This is a genomic window from Campylobacter novaezeelandiae (assembly GCF_004323845.1).
GTDB lineage: Bacteria > Campylobacterota > Campylobacteria > Campylobacterales > Campylobacteraceae > Campylobacter_D > Campylobacter_D novaezeelandiae.
In genome coordinates this window covers 1-22,288 of sequence record NZ_QPGR01000003.1, presented here as the reverse complement: position 1 = coordinate 22,288, position 22,288 = coordinate 1, and the positions used below count along the sequence as shown (strand labels likewise).

Annotated in this window: 22 protein-coding genes; 10 read left to right on the top strand and 12 right to left on the bottom strand. The window is 28.6% G+C overall.

What is annotated here, in order from left to right; all coding sequences use genetic code 11:
- Window positions 1-7: 7 nt before the first annotated feature.
- The 8 genes from DU473_RS02290 to nspC all read right to left on the bottom strand — a co-directional run bounded on the left by DU473_RS02290 (window position 8) and on the right by nspC (window position 8,501).
- Entirely contained in the window at window positions 8-1,189 is a 1,182-nt protein-coding gene (locus tag DU473_RS02290; RefSeq protein WP_131186457.1) for an MFS transporter, read from the bottom strand.
- A 67-nt stretch (window positions 1,190-1,256) separates the two neighbouring features.
- Window positions 1,257-1,682: a MerR family transcriptional regulator gene (locus tag DU473_RS02285; protein WP_131163088.1), complete on the bottom strand. Its 426-nt coding sequence runs from the start codon at window positions 1,680-1,682 to the stop codon at window positions 1,257-1,259.
- 146 nt (window positions 1,683-1,828) lie between these two features.
- The gene (locus tag DU473_RS02280) at window positions 1,829-2,761 is read right to left on the bottom strand and encodes a formate dehydrogenase subunit gamma (RefSeq protein WP_131163087.1); all 933 of its coding nucleotides are present in this window, start codon (window positions 2,759-2,761) and stop codon (window positions 1,829-1,831) included.
- Window positions 2,758-3,399, bottom strand: coding sequence for a formate dehydrogenase FDH3 subunit beta (gene fdh3B / locus DU473_RS02275; RefSeq protein WP_131163086.1), 642 nt, complete (start codon window positions 3,397-3,399; stop codon window positions 2,758-2,760). Before fdh3B ends, DU473_RS02280 begins: the two co-directional genes overlap by 4 nt.
- On the bottom strand, window positions 3,396-6,200 hold the full coding sequence (locus DU473_RS02270; RefSeq protein WP_131165726.1) for a formate dehydrogenase subunit alpha: 2,805 nt from the start codon (window positions 6,198-6,200) through the stop codon (window positions 3,396-3,398). The genes fdh3B and DU473_RS02270 overlap by 4 nt, the downstream gene beginning before the upstream one ends.
- Window positions 6,200-6,391, bottom strand: coding sequence for a twin-arginine translocation signal domain-containing protein (locus DU473_RS02260; RefSeq protein WP_131163084.1), 192 nt, complete (start codon window positions 6,389-6,391; stop codon window positions 6,200-6,202). The genes DU473_RS02270 and DU473_RS02260 overlap by 1 nt, the downstream gene beginning before the upstream one ends.
- The gene (locus tag DU473_RS02255; protein ID WP_131186456.1) at window positions 6,378-7,058 is read right to left on the bottom strand and encodes a TorD/DmsD family molecular chaperone; all 681 of its coding nucleotides are present in this window, start codon (window positions 7,056-7,058) and stop codon (window positions 6,378-6,380) included. Before DU473_RS02255 ends, DU473_RS02260 begins: the two co-directional genes overlap by 14 nt.
- A 294-nt stretch (window positions 7,059-7,352) precedes the next feature.
- Entirely contained in the window at window positions 7,353-8,501 is a 1,149-nt protein-coding gene (nspC, locus tag DU473_RS02250; RefSeq protein ID WP_131165729.1) for a carboxynorspermidine decarboxylase, read from the bottom strand.
- A gap of 102 nt (window positions 8,502-8,603) precedes the next feature.
- Between nspC and DU473_RS02245 the strand changes: the two genes are divergently transcribed.
- Window positions 8,604-10,142 (top strand): multicopper oxidase family protein, encoded by a 1,539-nt coding sequence (locus DU473_RS02245; RefSeq protein ID WP_131186455.1) that lies wholly within the window; start codon window positions 8,604-8,606, stop codon window positions 10,140-10,142.
- 399 nt (window positions 10,143-10,541) lie between these two features.
- The gene (gene bamE / locus DU473_RS02240) at window positions 10,542-10,817 is read left to right on the top strand and encodes an outer membrane protein assembly factor BamE domain-containing protein (protein ID WP_131186454.1); all 276 of its coding nucleotides are present in this window, start codon (window positions 10,542-10,544) and stop codon (window positions 10,815-10,817) included.
- A gap of 76 nt (window positions 10,818-10,893) precedes the next feature.
- On the opposite strand, the gene DU473_RS02235 is transcribed toward bamE, so the two are convergent.
- Window positions 10,894-13,221, bottom strand: coding sequence for an autotransporter outer membrane beta-barrel domain-containing protein (locus tag DU473_RS02235; protein WP_131186453.1), 2,328 nt, complete (start codon window positions 13,219-13,221; stop codon window positions 10,894-10,896).
- Between the two features lie 185 nt (window positions 13,222-13,406).
- On the opposite strand from DU473_RS02235, the gene DU473_RS02230 reads away from it, so the two are divergent.
- The 3 genes from DU473_RS02230 (at window position 13,407) to DU473_RS02220 (ending at window position 15,368) form a co-directional block, all read left to right on the top strand.
- On the top strand, window positions 13,407-13,628 hold the full coding sequence (locus DU473_RS02230; RefSeq protein ID WP_131163077.1) for a MoaD/ThiS family protein: 222 nt from the start codon (window positions 13,407-13,409) through the stop codon (window positions 13,626-13,628).
- Window positions 13,628-14,071, top strand: coding sequence for a molybdopterin synthase catalytic subunit (locus DU473_RS02225; protein ID WP_131163076.1), 444 nt, complete (start codon window positions 13,628-13,630; stop codon window positions 14,069-14,071). The genes DU473_RS02230 and DU473_RS02225 overlap by 1 nt, the downstream gene beginning before the upstream one ends.
- Window positions 14,072-14,177: 106 nt before the next feature.
- Complete coding sequence (locus tag DU473_RS02220; protein ID WP_131186452.1) at window positions 14,178-15,368, top strand: molybdopterin molybdotransferase MoeA; 1,191 nt, start codon at window positions 14,178-14,180, stop codon at window positions 15,366-15,368.
- Between the two features lie 958 nt (window positions 15,369-16,326).
- Here the strand turns inward: DU473_RS02220 and DU473_RS02210 are convergent.
- Window positions 16,327-16,647, bottom strand: a complete 321-nt coding sequence (locus DU473_RS02210) for an ArsR/SmtB family transcription factor (RefSeq protein WP_131163074.1) — start codon at window positions 16,645-16,647, stop codon at window positions 16,327-16,329.
- 10 nt (window positions 16,648-16,657) lie between these two features.
- A complete protein-coding gene (locus tag DU473_RS02205) occupies window positions 16,658-17,596 on the bottom strand; it encodes a permease (RefSeq protein WP_131163073.1) in 939 nt (312 codons plus the stop codon).
- 148 nt (window positions 17,597-17,744) lie between these two features.
- Between DU473_RS02205 and accD the strand changes: the two genes are divergently transcribed.
- From accD to DU473_RS02180, 5 genes are read left to right on the top strand one after another with little or no spacing between them, the layout of a single operon-like run.
- On the top strand, window positions 17,745-18,587 hold the full coding sequence (gene accD, locus DU473_RS02200; RefSeq protein ID WP_131163072.1) for an acetyl-CoA carboxylase, carboxyltransferase subunit beta: 843 nt from the start codon (window positions 17,745-17,747) through the stop codon (window positions 18,585-18,587).
- Window positions 18,588-18,589: 2 nt separating this feature from the next.
- Window positions 18,590-19,039, top strand: a complete 450-nt coding sequence (locus DU473_RS02195) for a 23S rRNA (pseudouridine(1915)-N(3))-methyltransferase RlmH (RefSeq protein WP_131163071.1) — start codon at window positions 18,590-18,592, stop codon at window positions 19,037-19,039.
- Between the two features lie 8 nt (window positions 19,040-19,047).
- Complete coding sequence (gene dksA / locus DU473_RS02190; protein WP_131163070.1) at window positions 19,048-19,410, top strand: RNA polymerase-binding protein DksA; 363 nt, start codon at window positions 19,048-19,050, stop codon at window positions 19,408-19,410.
- Entirely contained in the window at window positions 19,400-20,386 is a 987-nt protein-coding gene (locus tag DU473_RS02185; RefSeq protein ID WP_131186451.1) for a hypothetical protein, read from the top strand. The genes dksA and DU473_RS02185 overlap by 11 nt, the downstream gene beginning before the upstream one ends.
- Window positions 20,383-21,300, top strand: coding sequence for a tRNA dihydrouridine synthase (locus DU473_RS02180; protein WP_131186450.1), 918 nt, complete (start codon window positions 20,383-20,385; stop codon window positions 21,298-21,300). The genes DU473_RS02185 and DU473_RS02180 overlap by 4 nt, the downstream gene beginning before the upstream one ends.
- Here the strand turns inward: DU473_RS02180 and DU473_RS02175 are convergent.
- Window positions 21,297-22,166: an FHA domain-containing protein gene (locus DU473_RS02175; RefSeq protein ID WP_131163067.1), complete on the bottom strand. Its 870-nt coding sequence runs from the start codon at window positions 22,164-22,166 to the stop codon at window positions 21,297-21,299. The two genes, DU473_RS02180 and DU473_RS02175, sit on opposite strands and share 4 nt — an antisense overlap.
- Window positions 22,167-22,288 lie beyond the last annotated feature (122 nt).

The following is a 22,288-nucleotide window of genomic DNA, read 5'->3' as shown; positions in this document are numbered from 1 at the left end:
TTTAAAATTAAAATCTTAATTTCATTTTTTCTACCCTCCTTCTTAATAAAATCATTACAATTCCTAAAATCAACAAAAAAATAGTGCTTATAACAATAAAGCGCGTATTACTCAAAGATACAACTATTCCACAAATAGCAGTTCCACTGCTCAACCCTATGTTAGCTACACTTATAAAAAGCCCATTACTAAAATCAGGGGCTTTTGGAAAAGGATGATTTATCATAAAATGTGTGCCATTATTCATTATTCCACCCAAAATTCCCAATATAAAAGCAAACATTACTAATATAATTTGATCATAAAAATTAAAAAGTAAAATATAAATTATTATCATAAGCAAAGGTGTTAAAAGCAAAGTAAAATGTGCATTTTTAACAAGAGTTTTTCCTGCTATATAATTACCTATAATGTTTGAAAAACCATAAATAGCCAATACAACACTAATGAAAGTAAAATTCATCTTTGCTACACTATACAAAAAATCAGAAAAATAAGAATAAAATCCCCAAATTCCCGCATTTATACAGATAACACAAAGAATACTAATCCACAAAAGTGGGTATCTTAAGATAAGTAGTTGCTTGGTTATTTTAACAGAATTTACCCTTTTAAAATCAGGCACAAATAACAAAGTTGCTATAAAAGATAAACAATTTAAAATACAAAAAAATAACATTGCTACTTCAAAACTAAAATTTCCACCAAAATAACTAGTCATAGGCACACCCAAAACCATCCCTGCACTCACTGCTGTAAAAATCTTAGCCGTAGCTTTTGGGACTTCTTTTTTATCTTCAACTAAATTAGCAACCATACTTAAAACAAGAGCAATATAAATAGGATGAAAAAAAGCAGGAATAATTCTAAAAATGAGCAATTGCCAAAACTCATTTACAAAAGCACTCGCAAAAGAAGAAAATACAAAAACTAAAAGACAAATAAGCATTAATTTTTTAGGATTGAAATTTGCACAAAGCAAAGGAACTATAGGCGCACAAAAAGTTATCACGAGCGCAAAAACACTCACGCTCCAACCCGCATCAGAAATACTCACATGAAAATTTTCAGATACTACAGGAATAATCCCCATCATTCCAAGCTCTGTGCTTAAAATTCCAAATACACCTAAGCAAAATACTAAAATAATTTGAGAATTAGGTATTTTATCCCTATTTAGAGTTAGCATTTTATCCTTTCAATTTTTAAATTTTTAAAAGTATAAAACCTAACACTTAGTGTAAGTCAAGGGTAATTTAAATTTTTACCCGTTTTTTACGTTTGATATAATCTTTACTCAAGGGATTTAGCTCATCTTTATCTTCTATAATCATTTTTTCATAAAGGTCTATTTTAAAATTGAGTTTTTCTAAAATACTCTGAAATTTTTTTATATCTTGTAGAATTTTTCCTTTTAATTTTAAAATAATCTCTAATCTCTCTTTTGCAGTGCTCTTTCCTTTAGCACATAAAAAAATATATCTTTTAAGATCCTCAATACTCATACCAATTTGTCTATAACAATCCACCCAAATCACCCATTCTAAATCTTTTTCACTAAAATAACGCACTCCATTTTTATCTTTTTCTACAAAAGGAAATAAACCTTTATCTAGCCAAAACCTAAGCGTTCTACTAGAAACCCCTGTTTTTCTTTCTACCTCTATAATTGTATAAGCCATTTTTTTCCTTTAATTGTTTATATTAAAGAATTTATTGCAAGTTGTTTTTTATTCTAGTAAAACATTATAAACGAAATTAACATAATAAATCGAGAAAAAATAAGATATAAAAGACTTTCTAAAATTTTTTAGAAAGTCAAAAGAATTTAAAATTTAACACTAGGATCATAAGAAAAACTAGGTTCAATCTGTTTTTTACCACTTAACTCTTTATACCAATAAGAATGAAGTATATAAACCTCTTCTTCTTCTTTATAACCACTAATCATAGAATGAATGCTACCTTTGATTGCAAATACTGCCATATAAATATGCACGCCAAAAAATACTGCACAAACTATACCTAAGAAATTATGCACTATAGCTGAAATTCTTAAAAGTTCAATTTGAGTTAAGCCAAAAAGATTTTGAATAGCTGTGGAATTAAAATCAAGAAAATACATAAATCCACCTGTAATAATCATCAAAAAGCCACCAAATACAGCAATGTAATACCATGATTTTTGACCAAAATTAAATTTGCCTGCGGGCACAGGACGTTTTACTTTGCTTAAATAACCTCCAACTATCATCATCCATCTAATATCATAACTTGCAGGAAGCATTCTTTTAATCCAGCATAAAAACATAGGAATAATAGAAATAATAAATAAAATCGTTGCAAAAGCATGTAAATTTTTACAAACTCTTACAAAAACTCCGCCTCCAAAATAAGATCCAAACATCATAACAAAACCTGTTGGAACCAAAATAACCCAAGAGATAGCTGCTATAAAATGAAAAAGTCTTTCAAATAAAGTAAAAGCATAGATTTTCTTTCCATCATGAGAAAACTGCTTAGGGCCTATAACCATATAATGTAAAGCAAATGCGGCCAATACAGCAATTACAGCTATTAAGGCTATAGTCGCTATGTATTCACCTTGTAAAGTTGTCCAAAGCTTACCAAAGGTATCGTAATTTGAAATATTTGTGATACGGTGAAAATCCCAAATTTGAGTATCTTGTCCCATTCTCTCATTGCCATAAGCAAATAAACTTACAAAACTTGCTAAAAGCATTGTAAATACTTTTATCATAAACGCTCCTTTCCTGTATAGGCGATTTTCCACTCTATGCTTTCTGAAGGATTTAAAATACCATAATTTCTATTCATAAGCCTATTATGATAAATTTCTTCAATCTTCGAGCTCTCTCCTACTAAAAGTGCTTTTGTTGAACACATAGCTGCACATACAGGAACTTTACCTTCTGCGATACGATTTTGTCCATAAAGCTCTCTTTCTTTTTCTGAATTGGTTTCTTCAGGACCTCCTGCGCACATAGTACATTTATCCATAATACCTTTATTTCCAAAAACACTATCTTTTGGAAATTGAGGTGCGCCAAAAGGACAAGCATAAAGACAATACCCACAACCTATACAAATTTCTTTATCATGCAAAACAATACCATCAGCACGGATATAAAAACAATCCACAGGACAAACAATAGAACAAGGCGCATCATCACAATGCATACAAGAAATAGAAGTTGAAACCTCTTTTCCTTGAATTCCTTCATTTAAAGTAATCACACGACGACGACGGATATTAATAGGAAGTTCATGCGCCTCATCACAAGCTACTGCACAACCATTACAGTCAATACAACGTTCGTTATCACAAAAGAATTTTAAACGTTCTTTTTCTAAATTTGCAAAATTTACCTTACTCATTTTCCATCCTTACTGATTCTACAAAGACCACCTTTAGTCTCTGGAATCTGACACATAATATCATAACCATAATTTGTTACAGTGTTAGCACTTTCTCCACTTGCATAAGGCTTAGTTCCTTTAGGGAAATTATGCGTTAAATCTACCCCTTGCATAACCCCTGTAAAATGGAAAGGCAAGAATATCATATCTTTTGCTACACTTGGATTAACCTTTACTCTGACATGAATTTTAGTTCCCTCTGGAGAATGTACCCAAATCATATCCCCTGCTTTAATGTTTTGTTCTTTTGCTAACTCAGGATTAATCTCGCAAAACATTTCAGGTGTTAAACGTGTTAAATACATAGATGCTCTATTTTCCATACCTGCACCATTTAAATTTACAAGCCTTGCAGTAACAAGATTAAGTGGAAATTCTTTAGAATAATCTTTGGCTTGTTGCACAGAAATAAATTTAGTATCCACACGATAAAGTGCTTTTTGATCTTCAAAGCTAGGATATTTTTGCACTAAATCATTTCTTGGAGAATGCAAAGGTTCGCGGTGAAGTGGAATTTTGTCTTTAAAGGTCCAAACCACAGCTCTAGCTTTAGCATTTCCATAAGGAACTATGCCTTTTTCTATACATTTAGTTGCTATGATATTACTATCATCATAAGACCAAGTAGAACCCATTTTAGCTTTTTCCTCTGCACTTAAAGTGATACCTAGAACTTTTTCTATATTATCTTTGGTTATTTGTGGATAACCTGTATTAATAGGAGAATTTAAAGGTGCATTTTTAGCTAATAAACTTTCACCTTCATATTCAAGTCCAAAATTATTTCTAAAGCCCATACCACCTTTTGCTACTTCGATATCAGTATTGTAAAGCACAGGAGAACCTGGATGTTTATCACTCCAACAAGGCCAAGGAAGTCCATAATATTCACCTGCAACTTCATCTTTACCTTCCAAAGTTACCTCATCAAATTTATCCCAGTATAAAGTATGTTTTTTAAGTCTTTCAGGGCTCCAGCCATTAAGTCCTATACTTCTAACTGCTTTAGCAATTTCTCTTGTAGCATTTTCAGGCCAAAGAATTTCACCTTTTTCATCACGCAAGGTCTTAGTAAAATCTTCATAAAAACCAAGTCTTTTAGAAAGTTCAAATAAAATTTCTTGATCTTCCATGCTTTCATAAAGCGGGTCTATAACTTTAAATCTCCACTGTCCACTACGATTTGTCGCTGTTACACTTCCACTTGTTTCAAACTGAGTTGCTGCAGGTAAAAGATAAATTCCATCTTTTCTTTCTGCAATAATTCCTGCTTCATTCACAAAAGGATCAGCTAAAACTAAAAGCTCTAAAGCCTCTAAACCTTCTTTTACTTTAACTTGCTGTGCAGTTGAAGTGATACCATTTCCCATAACTACTAAAGCTTTTAAAGGTGTTCCTGCATTATCAATAGCATCATTTCCATCTTTACCATTTAAAGCTGCTGCCCACCATCTAGCAAGTGAAAGCCCAGTTTTATGCATCCAATCTTTGCTTACAAAATTTCCCAAAAGCCACTCATAATCTACGCCCCAAATTTTGGCATAATATCTCCAAGTCGCCTCATTTAAGGGATAATAGCCTGGCAAATTTTCACTCAAACACGCCATATCTGAAGCACCTTGAACATTGTCATGCCCGCGTAAGATATTAACTCCGCCACCAAATTTACCTATATTTCCAAGTACCATTTGCACAATAGGAGCTAAACGCGTATTTGAAGTTCCTACTGTATGTTGGGTTAAACCCATAGCCCAAATAAGCGTAGTTGGTTTATTTTTAGCCACTTCATGAGTAATTTGCACTAAAAGTTCTTTTGAAATTCCTGTGACATTTTCTACTTCTTCAGCTGTCCATTTTGCTGCCTCTTCACGGATTTTATCAATCCCAAAAACTCTTTCATCAAGATATTTTGTATCTTCTAAACCTTCATCGAAAATAATTTTTAGCATTCCATACATAAAGGCAATATCAGTTCCTGGGCGAATTCTTGCATAAATATCCGCTTTAGCTGCACTTTTTGTAAACCTAGGATCCACAACGATAAGTTTTGCTCCCTTTTCTTTTGCTTTTAAAAAATGTCTAAAGCCTACAGGATGATTTACAGCTGGATTTGCTCCAATAATAATAATACATTTACTTCTTTGTATATCTCCAAGATGGTTTGTCATAGCGCCATAACCAAATGTATTCGCCACACCGGCGACTGTTGCGCTGTGTCAAATTCTAGCTTGATGATCTATATTATTTGTTCCAAAAAATGCTGCAAATTTACGCACATAATAAGCTTGCTCATTGCTCATTTTTGCAGAACCTAAAAACATAACACTTTCAGGATTTTCTTTGCGATAAGAAGCTAATTTTTCTCCAATTTCATTTAAAGCTTGTTCATAGCTTATGCGTTTCCACTCTCCATTTTCTTTTTTCATAGGATATTTTAAACGCACATGTGAACGCACCATATCAATCATATCAGAGCCTTTGCAACAGTGTCCTCCTGAGCTTATAGGATGATCTTGAGCGATTTCTTGACGCACCCAAACACCATTTTTTACCTCTGCAATGATTCCACAACCAACAGAACAAGCTGTGCAAACTGTTTTTACTTTCTTGCTACCTTCATAAGCTTCTTTTAATTCACTCTCGCTTGCCTCTCTGATACTCTCACTTCTTGCTAAAAGAGGTGTTGCTAAAGAAGAGAGTGCAGCCATCTTTAAAAAGTTACGACGATTAAGTTTGATATTTTCATTTATACTTGACATCACTCAGCCTTTATATAATAATTTTCCCAATTAGCACTTCTTTGAAAAAGTATTTCTTTTTTTTTACTCTTACCCTTGATTAAATCCTTACGATCTTCATCTTTAGCTAAAGCTAAATTTACACCAGACAATAAACTAACGCCACCTAAAGCTAACGCTGATCGCTTAAGAAACTCTCTACGATTTTTCACCTACCCTCCTTTTTTTATTTGCCTCTCTTCTTAAGAATTCAGATCTAGATAAATCATTTTGTACTTTTTTAGAAATAGTCTTTGTATTTTTACTAAGTTTAAAACAAGACCTTTCAAATTCTATAAAAGCACCTAGAATATAAGCTATTTCTTTATAAAGCTTTGCTTCTTGGTGCTCCAAAATTAAAATAATAAACTCATCAATACTTTGATTAATAACCTTTTCAAATAGTTCTTTTGCTAAAAGCTCTTCTTGTTTTAAAAATTCACTCATTAAAAAAAAGCAAAAACCTATATTATCTTCGCTATCTTTGAAAAAATTCTCATTGCGTCTTATTTTGCTTTTCATAAGAATTTCCCTAACACAAATAAGTGCCCTTGAATTTTCAAAACCCTCCTCAAGATAAGAAAAAGTCGTAGGAATAGAATTTTTAAAAGATAAGAAAAGATTATCATATTCATTAAAAAATAAATTTAATTTTGTTTTAGAATTTTCGAGCAAAATATCAAAACTATCAATCAAACTTTCATCAAATAAATTTTCTTTCATTACTTTTAAACAGTCATTTAAAGAAGCTAATCTCTGTTTAGAAAAAGAAAATATAAAAAGCTCTCCGAAACATTGATAATAAAGACTTCTAGCTAGTCTTAATTTGTCTAAATCCATACAAAATCCTAGATAAAATTCTTTGTTAAAATTTAGGAAATAAAATAAGTTTTTATTATGCAAATATGGCTTAATATTTGATTCTACCTTATTTTATACAAAATTTATCTTAGTATTATTTGTTTTAAAAAAAACTGAATTTTATAAAAAAATTAGAAGCCAAAATTAATTCAAACAACTAAAACATAGGCATTGATTAATCTAAATCATCATTATAAGCGCTCAAATAAAATATAAATTAAAATATATAAACATTCATTGATATAGATTATTTTATGCTATTTGGAAATAATATTAATTCCTTCTAGCATAGTCTTCATAAGAAAATTCTCTTACCATTTGAAGCTTATTTTTTTGATTTATAAGCATTAAATTAGGAAGTATTACTCCATTAAATGTAGTATTTTTAACTATAGAATAATGAATTTGATCTAAAAATACTACTTTATCTCCCCGTTTTAATTCTTTTTTAAAAGCATATTCACCCATTACATCTCCAGCCAAACAAGTATTTCCTGTTAAAAGATAAGCAAACTCTCCTTTTTGCAAATTTGAAATCTTTTCGTTTTCTCTTGTTGTTAAGATCCTTGCATCTAAAACCTCACTTGTATAAGGCATTATAATAGTATCTGGCATATGAGCTTCACTTGAGACATCTAAAATAGCTATTTTTTTCTCATTTTCAACTATATCAACTACACTTGCTAATAAAACACCGCTTTGCCAGCCAACTGCTTCGCCAGGTTCAAGATAAACTTGCACACCGTATTTATCGCTAAAATTTTTACATAAAGTAATGATTTTTTCAACATCATAACCCTTTTTTGTAATATGATGTCCACCACCAAAATTAACCCATTGCATTTTTTTAATCCATTTGCCAAATTTTGTTTCAAATACTTTTAAAACGGCTTCTAAGGCATTAGCACTTTCTTCACAGAGCGCATGAAAATGAAGTCCTTTTATGCCATCTAAATCCACATTTTCTAAATCTTTACTTAGAATTCCAAGTCTTGAATATCTTCCACAAGGGTTATAAAGCTCTTTTGGTGCTAAAGAAAATTCCAAATTACAACGAAGTCCTAAAGAATTTTTAGAGCATAAATTTTTAAATTTTTCAAACTGATACAAAGAATTAAACACTATATGATGAGATAAATCCGAAATTTGCTTTATCTCATCATCCTTAAAAGCAGGAGAATAAGTATGAATTTCTTTATCCATATATTCTTTAGCAAATTTTGCCTCCCAAAGTCCACTACACGTGCAACCTTGCAAATATTCTCCTACTATTTTCAAAGCTCCTGAAAACGCAAAACCTTTTAAAGCCAACAATACCTTAACACCACTTTTTTCACCTACACTTGCTAAAAGTTCGCAATTTTTTCTTAATTTATTCTCTTCTAAAATATAAGCTGGAGTTTTCACATCAAAATCAAACATTTCATTACCTTAATAAAAATATTTCATAATGCATATTTTAACATTTACTAACATTTAAATTTTAAATAATATAATCAAAAACCCAAGCAAAAAGGATAAATAATGAATAGAAGACAATTTTTAAAATTTAATATTTTAACAGGTGTTAGTGCAAGTATAGCTTATGCTGCAAATTCTCACAATATGCATAACATGCATTCTATGAATTTAACAAATTCCTCAAATATAGATACAAGCTTTATAAAATTAAGCAAAAATGTAAATTTAATAGATGAAAAAAAATTTCCAGCTCATCAAAATTTAAATGCCTTAAAACTTCTCAAAAATGAAAGCAAAGAAAAAAATTTTTTTAGAGCCACTATAGAAATTAAAGAAAGTCAATTAGAAATTATTAAAGGTTTTAAAACCAAATTCTATACCTATAATGATCTTATCCCTGGACCCAAAATAGAAGTTTATGAAGGAGATACTATAGAAATTCTTGTTAAAAATAAACTCAAAGAACCAACTACGATTCATTGGCACGGGCTTCCAGTACCACCTGATCAAGATGGCAATCCTCATGATCCTATTCTAGCAGGAAGAGAGAGAATTTACCGTTTTACTTTACCACAAAATTGTGCAGGAACTTACTGGTATCACCCGCACCCTCACTACATCACAGCCAAACAAGTTTTTATGGGTTTAGCTGGAGTCTTTGTAGTAAAAGCTAAAAAAGATGCCTTATCTCATCTAGAAGAAAAAGATTTAGTTATTAGCGATCTACGTTTAGATGATAAAGCTCAAATTCCTGAAAATAATTTAAATGATTGGCTCAATGGAAGAGAAGGTGAAATCGTTTTAATCAACGGACAATTAAAACCTAAAATTACAATTAATGCAGAAAGAATACGTATTTATAATTTTTGCTCAGCAAGATATTTAAATTTAAAGATTCAAAATGCAAAATTCATTCTTGTTGGCACAGACGGTGGACTTATAGAAAAACCTATAGAACAAGAAGAATTATTCTTATCTCCTGCATCTAGAGTTGAAGTTCTAATAAAAGCTGATAAACTAGGAGAATTTAAACTAGAAAGTCTTTATTATGATAGAGATAAAATGCTCATAAAAGAAGAACCTAAAAATTTATTTTTAGCAGATATTAAAATAGAAAAAAATCCTAACAATATCCCTTCAACTTTAAAAAAATTCAAAAAACAAGAAGAGCCTAAGAATTTTAAAGAAGTCATTATGAGCGAAGATCACATGCAAATGCATGGTATAGACAAAAAAAGTGAAGATGAGATAAAAAAATCTCTTGCTTCTATGTTTTTACTAAATGGAAAAGTTTTTGATATGAAACGTATTGATCTTAAATCAAAATTAAATGAAGTAGAAGATTGGGTCATTATAAATAAATCTCATATGGATCATCCTTTTCATATACACGGAACACAATTTGAACTTATAAGCTCTAAACTAAATGGCAAAACTGCAAAAGCAAATTTTAGAGCCTTAAGAGATACTATTAACGTGCGTCCAAATGAAGAATTAAGGCTTAGAATGGTGCAAAATTATGAAGGTATTAGAATGTATCATTGTCATATCTTAGAACATGAAGATTTAGGTATGATGGGTATCTTAGAAATACAAAAATAACTTTCAATACCTTTTTTGGTATTGAAATTCCAAAAATAATTTTAATCTACAATTTTTCACCAAAACTCTACAAAATTCAAATTTATAACTATATTTAAGCTTATTTTTATGGGGTGGGGTATAATGGAATTTTTATTTTTAAATAAAGGATAAATATGAGATTAATAATTTGTTTTATCTTGCCTTGGCTTGGTTTTTAACCATTAAAAGACCTTTTGCTGCTTTAATTTGTCTTATTTTGCAAATCACTCTTATTGGTTGGTTGCTATGATTTAGACTATTTATGCTCTTAATCAATATAAAGTTGAACAAAAAATCTCAAAAGCTTTAAAAGATAAACAATAAGGAGAATTTTATGAAATACATTTTATGGATTTTCTTAGGACTTAGCTTAAGTGCTTGTTATCAAAAGGATTAGAAGTTAATCAAAATAAATTAGATGCAATTATTATAGGAAAAAGCACGCAAGAAGATATAGAAAAAATTATAGGCTATCCTATAAGAAAAACAAATATAGGCAATAAAGAAATATGGTATTATGATTTTACTAGAATTACTTCTTTACCTGGATTTGATAAAGATGAAAGCACTGTTTTTGAATTTAATAAAAGAGGCATAGTAGTTAAAAAATATAAAACCCAAGGCTCAGAAAATAGTAATCCTTTACTCAACTAAAATAAATATTTGCAATAAAGGAATTTTTCTAATAGAATAAACTCTATTAGAAAAATTTAATCAATCAAGCAAACAATCAAAACTTATACTTAAGCCCTATTTGTCCGCTTATATAAGTTTCATTTTTATTATCTACTTTACCTGCTAATATTTGTTTAGCACCAAACCCAGCATTAAAACTTAATCTTTCATTGATGTTTAAATTTCCACCTAATACTACTTGAGCATAAGTTTTTTTCTTATCATTTGCCTTTACACTTGTAAAAAAAGCGTTATTTACAGCTAGATTTGCCACATAATCATCTCCATTATTAATAATAAATTGCTCTATTTTTGGAGTGATAAAAAGATAAGAATTTTCATTCATGTATTTTCTAAATTCAGCTCCTATTTCAAGAGAAAAAGAATTATTACTCATAGAATCAATATTTTTAGAAATAATCCCTTTGTCTATATAAGATGGAGTATAGCTATAATAATAATTTACACCCGCAAAAGGCTTAATAAATGAAGTATTATCGCTAAAATCAAAAATACGACCTAAATTAGCACTAAGCCCAAAGAATTTACTTGTATAATCAGCCTTATAAGCTCCATCAACTAAAACATTATTTTGCTTAGTAGGTGAAATTTGCCCATAAGCTCTTAAATTTAACTCCGTTTTAGGGCTTAAATTGATTATAGAATAAAAACCTAATTGAAAATTATCGCTTTTTTGTTCTAAAGGTTTATCTTTAATAGTTGATTTTGCATAAGTAAAATAAGTCCCTAGTAAAACATTATCTTTTGCTTGTCTATCAGCACCTATAGTTGCACCATATAAAGCCGCACTATCTCCATCGATAATGTTAGCTCCACCAAAAGCATTTGCCCATATACTATTAGCATAATCATTTATATAATTTGGTCTCATATCGCTTTCTAAAGCGGCAAATTTTAGATTGCTCATTTTTAAAGCATAATTTCCATAAGGATTATTAAGCATTGCTATTCTTTGAGTAATAGCTACATCATTAGATACATTTATAGTAGTATTGGTTGCATTAGAAGCTGAGTTGAGATTAGATATATTTTTTCCAGTATTATCTGTATCTTTTTTAATATTTAGTGCCAATTCCACACCTTCTCTACTGGCTAAATCAGCTCCTATTGCTCCCAATAAAGTAGCCGCATCTCTTAAAACTAAAACCGCACTTTTATCATTTCCTGCTAAATTTGGCGCTATGGTTTGTAAATATTTATTATCATCTATCTTACCACCATTTTTATTTGCTTCATCAATAAGTTTTTGAATTTCACTTTTTTGATTTTCAAGATCTACTTTTGCTAACTCATAACCTTGAGCACTTGTATCTAGTTCAGCCAATAGTGCATCTAGGGCAACTATATCTACTTTTAATTGAGTAAGAAGATTTTTAGCATTAGCATTTGCCCCTCCATTAATAACCAAACATTTATCACCACTACAATTTTTAATATCAAATTTATAATCAACAAGAGATCCAAAAGAATTATCCGGAGCTGAAATATCTATAGTGTAGCCAGTATGAAGAATATCTTTATATTTGTTTTTATCCTTTAAAATTTCATTATTGGTACTTAAATAAGAATTTAAATCTTTAAATAAAACAGCTCCAGCCGCATTATTGGCACTCTTATCCAAAATATCACTATTAAATTCTTTTGCTCTTATTAAAACAAAATCATTTGCCTCAAGTTCACTATAAGTTGTTCTTAAAATACCAAAATTTGAATTTTTAATAGTAGCTGTTCCATTTACTTTAAAAGCATTTTCTACATTAGATAAAATCAAAGTTTTAGAAGCATTAAAATTTCCATTGATAGTTAAAGAACCTGTATTAATTTGATTAGCAAAAGAAGCACCTCCTCCTCCTATACTTATAACCGAACCTGTTTCTTCATCATTTACTGGAGCATCTTCTGTTGTGCCTACTACACTAAAATCTGCATTAATCGTTGAAGGTTTTGTGAAATGAAATATAATATCAGTAGCTTCAACTTTTTTAGCGCTGGCATTAAGATTATTTATATTAACTGGATTCTTTTGTTCTGCTAGTAATTTTTTATTGTTATTATTAAAAGTTAAAGTTTTATCCTTGGCTAATTCAATATTTAATTTCATTTCTTCTTGATAAATTTCATCATTTCCATCATAATCAGGAAAATCCCAAATTCCAATATTTATAATAGTATCTTCATTTAATCCAAAAGTAGGAGTCCAAGTTTGAGTATTTTTATCATATTGGAATTTATCTTGGAAATTGCTCCCTGATTCTGTATAATTTATATCAATAGTTTGACTTACTAATGCATTTGCATTTAAAATAGCCCCCAAACTTAATCCCAATAAAACTTTGTTTGCATAAAATGAGGTTTTAACCATAAATTTTCTCCTTAAAAAAATAAAAAATGATTATACCCCCCCCCTTAAAGCTATTTTAAAATCAACTATTTTTATAACGAATTTCAATAAAATATATAAATCAATTTTTTAAATTTAAAATTTAATATTATGAAGATTGATATTAAAAATATTTTAGTATCATATAGAATAAAAACGGAGTAGATATGGTTAAAATAGAATTTTTAGGACCCATTAATAAAGAAAGTATAGAACTTAAAGTCTCCAATCTTAAAGAATTAAAAGAAATTTTAAAACAAGATGAGAGTCTAAAGGAATGGCTTGGGCTTTGTGCGGTTGCCTTAAATGATAAAATCATTTTTGATGAAAATCAAGTTTTAAATTCAGGAGATAAAATTTCACTTTTGCCTCCTGTAGGTGGTGGTTGATGCAAAATTTTATACTCACTCAAGGAGCTTTAAATATCCCTGAAATTTATGCAAAATGGTATGAATTTAGCGTGAGACAAAATTGTGGAGCTTTACTTACTTTTTGTGGCATAGTAAGAGATGATAACAATATAGAAGCCTTAAGTTTTGACATTTATGAGCCTTTGCTTAAATCTTGGTTTAATACTTGGCAAGAAAAATTTCAAAATGAAACTATAAAATTTATGTTTGCACACTCCATTGGCGATGTTAAAATAGGAGAAAGCTCATATCTTGCAGGAATTTTAAGCAAGCAAAGAAAACTAGGACTTAAGCTTATTAATGATTTTGTAGAAGATTTTAAAGCAAATGCTCCTATTTGGAAATATGATGTAATTAACAAAAAAAGAATTTATGCAAAAGATAGATCGAGCAAATTACAAGGTGCTGGTCTTTTGCAATGATTTAAAACCAAAAAATAATATAGCATAATTTTTAAACACATTTCTATGATGAAATCAAGTATGACAAATTTATGTAACTATATAAAATTAGCATTAAGGATAATTTATGTTGATGTCTTATGAAGAGAGTTTAAAAATTCTACACTCTCATATTAAAACCTATGAAAAGGTTGAAAAGATAGCTCTTACAGAGTGCTTAGGGCGTATTTTAGCAACTGATATCAAAGCGGATAAAAATCAACCTGAATTTTTAACATCAGCCATGGACGGTTATGCAATTAAATTTGAAGATCAAGAAAAACCTTTAAAAATTTTAGGTATTACTCCTGCAGGAAAAATGCCTGAATTTAAAGTTTTAAATGGCACTTGTGTTAAAACCTTTACTGGCTCACTTATGAGTGAAGGAAGCGATACTTTAGTGCCTGTTGAAAATATACGCATAGAAAATAACATGCTTTATATAGAAAAAAAAGTTCCTAAAAATTTTGCGGTTAGAGAGATTGGAGAAAATTATAAAAAAGATGAAATTTTACTAAAAAAAGGCACTAAGCTAAATTATAGCGAGGTAGCACTTTTGGCTGAACTTGGATTTTTTCATATTAGTGTATTTATAAAGCCTATTATAGGTATTTTAAGCAGCGGAAGCGAGATTAAAGATCTAGGAGAAGCTTTAGAAAATCCTGCTCAAATTAGATCATCAAATCATATAGCTATAGCAAATTTAGCCAAAAAGTTAAATTGCGACACCAGAGTTTTCCCGCTTTTAAAAGATGATGAAAAAGCTACTTTTTCCACCCTTAAAAGTGCTTTACAAAGCTGTGATATTTTGGTTACAACGGGTGGAGTTTCTATGGGGGATTTTGATTTCTTAAAAAAGGCTATTCAAGAATATGAACTTATTATCAATAAAGCTGATATAAAGCCTGGACGTCATATCAAAATAGCCAAAGCAAATGAAAAATTTATCATCGCTCTACCTGGTTTTCCTTATTCAGCTATGGTAATGTTCAATCTTTATGCAAGAGAAATTTTAAATGCTTGGCTGCTTCAACCAAAAGATTATATTTGCAAAGCCTTTTTGCAAGGCAATTATAAGAAAAAAACGCCTTATTTAGAATTTATAGCTTGCAATGTAGAATTTAAAAATGGACGTATTTTGGCAAATTTAGAAGGCAAAAAAGAAGGCTCTAGTGCCATCATTAATAATCTTAATAATAAAGCCGCATTAATGATAGCGCCAAAAGAATGTGAAATTTTAGAAAATGGGAGCTTAGTAGATATTGTTTTTATGCCTTAATGCTCATTTTACAAGTAAAACAAGTACAGGAATCTCCACCAAAGGACTAAAATTTGAAAAAATTTGGTCTAAATTTAGCCCAAAGGTAGCAATGCAAATAATAATAGCTAGTTCAAAATTATTTCCACTTGCACTAAAACATAAAGAACAAGTTGAGGATATGAAATTTTATTTTTCTTGGAAATAAACCAAGCAAGAAAAAACACGACAAGAAATACAACGCCGAAATAAAGGTTATTTTAAGATCTCCAAAGGTAAGTGAAATATCTTATCACTTTTTATAGAACATATAATAATAGTTAATAACAAATTGCTTAGAGTTATATTGAATTTGGTAAAAAATGTTTTTATACCATTGTTTATTATTGTATTTTAAAAGTAAAAATCTTGTTAAAAACCCAGTTAAAAAAGGAATCCCCAAATAAATCAAGACATTTTTACTAATCTATAGAAAAATTAACACTTAAATAAATGGCTAAATTTTGATCAAAAAGACTTGGGAAAAACCCAAAAAAAAAATATAAGCTAAAGTAGAAAAAAGGAAAATTTGAAAAATATTATTTATTGTCACTAAGATACCTATAAATTCTTTATTGCCTTGCACTAGATCTTCCATACAACAACCATAGTAATACATCTTGCCAGATTTATAATAATATCTTGCATATATAAAGGATCATCTTTAAAATAAAAGCCAAAAATAAACATCAACAAAAATTCAATAATCTAGTTTAAAATCATAAAAAGCACTTTTGCTTTCTATGATTAAATACTTTTAAAAATTTAATATAATCAACTTTTGCCAAAGGTGGGCACATCATAAAATAAGACATAAAGTTAATGATATATTTATAAATAAATTCCAAAATAAAGCAATATCAGGAAAAAATAATATCTAAAATTAATCCCAAAAAAATAGCTAAAAATATCCAAAGTGTAAGAAATCCATCAATAAAATTTAACATTCTTTATTATCGTATAGATTTTTTTCTAAAACTAAATTTTTCATATCTAAAGCATTGATATTTTTTAAAATATCACTATGCAATAAACTAAATTGATCATTGATACCATAATAAGCCCAAGTTCCTTTGCGTCTAACATATAAAAATCCCGCATCTTTTAAAATTTTTAAATGTCTTGATAGTCTTGATTGTCCCATATTTAAAAGCTCTTGTAGATTACATACACAAAGTTCTTTATGTCTCAAAAGATAATATAAAATAAGCACTCTACTTTCATCATTTATCGCCGAAATAACATTTAAAAATCTATTCATTATTACTCCTTTAAATAATATTGATAAAAATTCCAAAAGATATAGCCACGCTTAAAATAATTACCACAAATAAAAATAAAAATTTCATCTTAAACATTTGTTTTAGTAAAATAAGCTCAGGCAAAGAACATCCAGCACCTGCTATCAAAAAACTCATAATCACCCCTTGTGAAATTCCCATTTGTAAAAGCACTAAGCCTATAGGAATAATAGTTTCAACTCTTAAATAAAGCAAAACCCCAAGGAATGCTGCCAAGATAATACTTACAATTTCATTGCCATTTAGGTATTTTTGCAAAGTTTCTTGCGGGATAAAATCATGAATAAAAGCTCCCACAAGCATGGCAATAACAATATAAGGCAATATTTTTTTATAATTTCTAAAACTTTCTTTAAAAAGCTTTTTAAAATTTATTTTGTGCTGTTCTTTATTTTGGCTATTGACACAGCAAGAACTTTGCTTAAAAACAACTTTATTAAAATTTTTAGCATTTTGAGTAAAAATGTTTGGCGTAGAATACTTAGTAGTTATTTTTAAAAAATCCTCTTCTTTAAATTTAGAAAAAATAAAAGAAATAATAAAAATAAAAACTACCAAAAAAATTACATAAATTAAACTAAGTTTTAAACCAAAAGCAACAAAAAGCATAGCAAAAATTATAGGATTTATAAGTGGCGAGGTAAAAAGATAAGCTAAACATACGCTAAGTTTTACTTTTGCTTCTAAAAATGCTTTTAAAAGCGGTATAGTAGAACAAGAGCAAAATGGCGTCAAAGCTCCCAAAAATATAGCTTTAAAATAGCTAGAAATTTTATCATTGCCTAGTTGTTTTTTGAAAATTCCTTCGTATTTTTGATTAACTATAGAAATTAAAAAAGAAATACTCAAAAAAAGCACAGAGATTTCCATAAATAAATATAAAAATTCTTTAAAAATATCTAAAAACATCATTTCTCCTAAAAATATTTTTATAAAAATAATAACATAAATTAATCAATATATATTTATATATTGATTTAATGGTGATTAACTCGATTATTAATCACTTAAGAATAATTTGATATAATCCCTTTCTAAGAATTTTTAAGGGTGTTTAATGAATTTTGCGGATATCTTTTCAAGAATTAGAAAAAAACAACCTAGCCCAAATGAAATGCCAGAGCATTGGGTTAAATGTCCAAATTGTCATGCTTTAATGTATTATAAGGAAATTAAAACTTGCTTTAATGTATGCCCTAAATGCGATTTTCATATGAGAATTTCACCCCAAGAAAGGATCGAACTTTTATGTGATGAGAAAAGTTTTATAGAGTTTGATCAAAATCTAGAAGCAAATGACCCTTTAAAATTTGTTGATAGCAAATCTTATAAAAAAAGACTAGCCGAAAGCGAAAGCAAAACCGGAAGAAAAAGTGCCGTTGTGAGTGGAGAATGTCTAATAAACACTCTTAAAGTGCAACTTGTAATTTTTGACTTTGCTTTTATGGGAGGTAGTCTTGGATCTGTTGAAGGCGAAAAAATTGTTCGCGCTGTTCAAAGATCTATTGTAAGTAAAAGCCCTTTAGTAATAGTTTGTGCCTCAGGTGGAGCTAGAATGCAAGAAAGTAGCTATTCCTTAATGCAAATGAGTAAAACAAGTGCTGCTTTAAAACTTCTCTCTAAAGAAAAAATTCCTTATATATCTGTTTTAACTGATCCTACAATGGGCGGAGTTTCTGCTTCATTTGCATGGCTTGGGGATATCATTATCGCAGAACCTGGCGCTTTAATAGGGTTTGCTGGTGCAAGAGTGATAAAACAAACCATAGGTGCTGAACTTCCAGAAGGTTTTCAAAAGTCCGAATTTTTATTAGAACATGGACTTATAGATGCTATAGTTCCAAGAAGCGAACAAAAAAAATATCTTAGCGATATTTTAAAATTTTTAAGCGGAAAATAAATTTGCGTGTAAACATCATTTGTATACAAAAAAAAGACGAGCTTAAAGAACTTACAAAAAAATACACCAAATTAATTTCTAATTATTCTCAAATTAAAGAATTTAACCTTTTTAATCAAAAAATATCTCTTGCACAAAATATTAGTCCTTTAGAGGCCCAAAAAAGCTATGAAAAAGCTTTTGAACCTTATAAAAAAAACTTTTCAATAGCATTAGATGAAAGAGGTAAAAATCTTAATAGCTTAGAATTTGCTAGATTATTAAAAGATAAAAATGAGGTTAATTTTTTTATAGGTGGAGCTTTTGGCTTACGTAAAGAATTTATTGATACTTTAGATTTGAGTCTTTGTTTTAGTTCTTTTACTTTGGCTCATCAACTTGTGAAAATTTTATTATTGGAACAAATTTATAGAGCTTTTTGTATTAATTTTAATCACCCTTACCACAAATAGGAATCAACATGAATAAAAATGATTTAAATTTTTTAAAGAAATTTCTCGAAAAACGCAAAAGTTTTATTATAGAAAATTTACATAGTAACTCAGCGGAAATTGAAGCTTTACACAATAGCGCACCAAGTGATAGCATTGATTTTTCAGTTATAGAAACAAACTCGCAAATTGATTTAGCTATTAGTGCAAATTTAAAAGAAGAATTAAATGAAATTTTAGACGCTTTAGAAAAAATTAAAAATAATATTTATGGCACATGCGAACTTTGTGAAGATGATATTGGCATAGAAAGATTAAAAATTAAACCGCATGCAAAATACTGTATCACTTGTAGAGAAATCATAGAAAAAGGCAAAAACAATGAAAATTAGTCTTTTTATATTTGCGTCTTTAATATATACCATTTTTATAATGCTGTTTATGTTTTATCTTGATCTTGGAACTTATACTTTAAATATTTTTAGTTACTCTATAGAACTTCCTGTTATGACTTGGTTTGCTATCGTCCTTGTTATATTTATAATTTTTACAATTTTACATATAAGCTTTTATAGTTTTTTAAATTATTTGAAATTTAAATATTTTTTAAAAGATAGTAATAAATTTGAAAATTTTATTATTGACTTACTTTTGGAAAAAGAAACAAAAATTAACTTTCAAACAAAAGAATTTAAGCAGGTTGCTAATTTAACAAAAATTCTAAAAACCCATCAAAAAGACAAACCAAATTCCAAAATAAATGATATTTTAGATCTCATTGATGGTATAAAACGTGGAGAATACCGCAATCTTAATAAATTTAAACTTGAAAAAAATAATATTTTATTCTTGCAAAATGAAAAAAACCATATGGCAAATGATATAAATTATGCTTATAATAAAATAAAATATCTTGAACAAATAGAAGATGAACTCTCAGAATATGCTTTTGATATACTTATAAAAAAAGGCACATATGAACAAATAAAAAATATCAAGATAAATAAAACCCAAGATCAAATTTTAACTATCATTAATCGTTTTAAAAATCAAGAGCTAAAGTTAAGCTTGGCCGAATTTGAAGTATTAATCAATAGATCTGATTTAAATGAAAGCGAATTCCTGCAAATTGCAAAATCAAGCACTGTATCTTTAAATCCTGATGCAATTTTAAATATTTTTAAAAAAATAAAAGATAATCACAACGAAGCTTTAAAAGCGTATTTATATCTTTTAGCTCATTTTTCTATGTTTGATGAATTATTAAATGAAATTAAAAATGATGAAAAGAAATTTAGCGACTTTACTAATATTCTTTTATTAAGAGAACATCATAAAAAATTTGATCTTGATAAATTAATTGTATGATTGATTTTAATAATAAACCTTTATTTTTAGCTCCTATGGCAGGGTTTTCAGATTTGCCATTTAGAAATGTTGTTAAAAAATTCGGTGCTGATGTAACCATTAGTGAAATGATAAGTTCTAATGCTTTAGTTTATGAAAATAAAAAAACTCTACATATGTTAAAAAAAGCAGAACTTGAAAAACCTTATATAGTTCAAATTGCAGGAAGTGATGCTGAAATTATTAAAAAAGCGGTATTGATATTAAATGAAATTGATTTTATAGACGGGATTGATTTTAATTGCGGATGCCCAGTAAATAAAGTTGTAAAACAATGTGCAGGCAGCGCCTTGCTAAAAGATTTAGATCTTTTTAAAAAACTTGTTGCAACCATTAAAGAGCACAACAAAAAATCTCTAACTAGTGTCAAATTTCGCTTAGGATTTGATGATAAATATCCTGAAAAAATGGCTAAAATTTGTGAAGAACTTGAAATAAATTTTATAAGTATTCATGGACGCACAAGAAAGGCTCTTTATAGCGGGGATGCAGATTATAAATCTATAGCTTATGCTAAAAGTCAAGTAAAAATTCCAGTTATTGCAAATGGTGATATTAATGCTTCAAATGCCAATGAAGTATTTAATATCACAAAATGTGATGGTTTAATGATAGGTAGAGCAAGCGTTGGAAATCCTTGGATTTTTTATGAAATCAAAGAAGGAAAAAAAATAGATAAGGCTTTAAAAAAAGAAATTATTTTATTTCATTTTGATGAGATTATAAAACATTATGGAAATTTAGGAGTAAATATTTTTAAAAAACATCTACACGAATATTCTAAAACACACAAGAATGCTTGTGCATTTAGATCTGAAATCAATCATTACACCAAAGCTTTAGAAATGAGAAATAGTATAGAAAATTTTTTCTAACTTTTATCTTTATATGCCTCTAAAGCCATCAAGCTCAAAATTTCAAATAGTTCTTTATCATTATTAATACTATCTTTAATAGCTGAATTCAAACATCTCATAAACAAATCATTTTTCATTCCGTCAAATAAAGGATTATAAAGTTCTTTTGAAATTAAAGTCAAAACAATAATGTTAATAAGTTTAGTAGACTTTATAAGAGGAATATTTTCTATAATTTCTTCAATTTGTTTTCTTTCTAAACTAGAATTTTGATCAAAATTAATCTTTTTTTGATTTTGTTTTAATTCTTTAAAATTTTGTCTTATAAGCTCTAAAAGATCTTGGTATCCAAATAACTTACTATCTTGGATTTGTAGTGTATCGCTTTTTTGTTCTTTATCTTTAACAAAATCTAAATTATTTTTAGCTTTAATATTTTCTTTTATATTGTCGTTAAGATCAATATTAACTTTAAATCTAGGCTCTATAGCAATTTCTAATTCATTATGTCTTGGTATATCTTCTATTTTAAGCTTAGCCTCTATAGCCTCATTATCAATATCACTAATATCAGCAAAACGGAATTTTAAATCCCCTATTTTGAAAGTATCCCCTTTGTTAATAATCACATCAAAACCGCTTTGTAATTTTGAAAAAGACTCATTATAAAAAATTACAGAATCATCAATAGGGCAAATTGTAAAAAACCCTTCTTCAAATTTAATTTGAACATGTTTATCTTTAATTTGTTTTTTTAAATCCTGTACGCTAAAAGAACACTCAGGATCAGAGCCTATAACTCCACCATTTTCATCAAAAATATGCACTCTATTTTTGCCTAAACTATCTTCAATATTTTCAAGCAAAATTCCCATCTTTTCCATTTTCACCCCTTCACCCTTTTAATCATTTTAAAATCATCTAATATTTTAATAATATCATTAACACTAGCTCCACTTATTAACATAAAATCAAAATATCTCTCTTTATTATCAAATAAAATGCT

Coding starts and splice junctions, on each gene's coding strand:
- DU473_RS02290 (WP_131186457.1), bottom strand. CDS start 1,189: ATGCTAACTCTAAATAGGGATAAAATACCTAATTCTCAAATTATTTTA.
- dksA (WP_131163070.1), top strand. CDS start 19,048: ATGAATAAAAATGATTTAAATTTTTTAAAGAAATTTCTCGAAAAACGC.
- DU473_RS02245 (WP_131186455.1), top strand. CDS start 8,604: ATGAATAGAAGACAATTTTTAAAATTTAATATTTTAACAGGTGTTAGT.
- DU473_RS02230 (WP_131163077.1), top strand. CDS start 13,407: ATGGTTAAAATAGAATTTTTAGGACCCATTAATAAAGAAAGTATAGAA.
- DU473_RS02235 (WP_131186453.1), bottom strand. CDS start 13,221: ATGGTTAAAACCTCATTTTATGCAAACAAAGTTTTATTGGGATTAAGT.
- DU473_RS02210 (WP_131163074.1), bottom strand. CDS start 16,647: ATGAATAGATTTTTAAATGTTATTTCGGCGATAAATGATGAAAGTAGA.
- DU473_RS02205 (WP_131163073.1), bottom strand. CDS start 17,596: ATGTTTTTAGATATTTTTAAAGAATTTTTATATTTATTTATGGAAATC.
- DU473_RS02225 (WP_131163076.1), top strand. CDS start 13,628: ATGCAAAATTTTATACTCACTCAAGGAGCTTTAAATATCCCTGAAATT.
- DU473_RS02180 (WP_131186450.1), top strand. CDS start 20,383: ATGATTGATTTTAATAATAAACCTTTATTTTTAGCTCCTATGGCAGGG.
- DU473_RS02285 (WP_131163088.1), bottom strand. CDS start 1,682: ATGGCTTATACAATTATAGAGGTAGAAAGAAAAACAGGGGTTTCTAGT.
- nspC (WP_131165729.1), bottom strand. CDS start 8,501: ATGTTTGATTTTGATGTGAAAACTCCAGCTTATATTTTAGAAGAGAAT.
- DU473_RS02280 (WP_131163087.1), bottom strand. CDS start 2,761: ATGATAAAAGTATTTACAATGCTTTTAGCAAGTTTTGTAAGTTTATTT.
- fdh3B (WP_131163086.1), bottom strand. CDS start 3,399: ATGAGTAAGGTAAATTTTGCAAATTTAGAAAAAGAACGTTTAAAATTC.
- accD (WP_131163072.1), top strand. CDS start 17,745: ATGAATTTTGCGGATATCTTTTCAAGAATTAGAAAAAAACAACCTAGC.
- DU473_RS02255 (WP_131186456.1), bottom strand. CDS start 7,058: ATGGATTTAGACAAATTAAGACTAGCTAGAAGTCTTTATTATCAATGT.
- DU473_RS02175 (WP_131163067.1), bottom strand. CDS start 22,166: ATGGAAAAGATGGGAATTTTGCTTGAAAATATTGAAGATAGTTTAGGC.
- DU473_RS02220 (WP_131186452.1), top strand. CDS start 14,178: ATGTTGATGTCTTATGAAGAGAGTTTAAAAATTCTACACTCTCATATT.
- DU473_RS02185 (WP_131186451.1), top strand. CDS start 19,400: ATGAAAATTAGTCTTTTTATATTTGCGTCTTTAATATATACCATTTTT.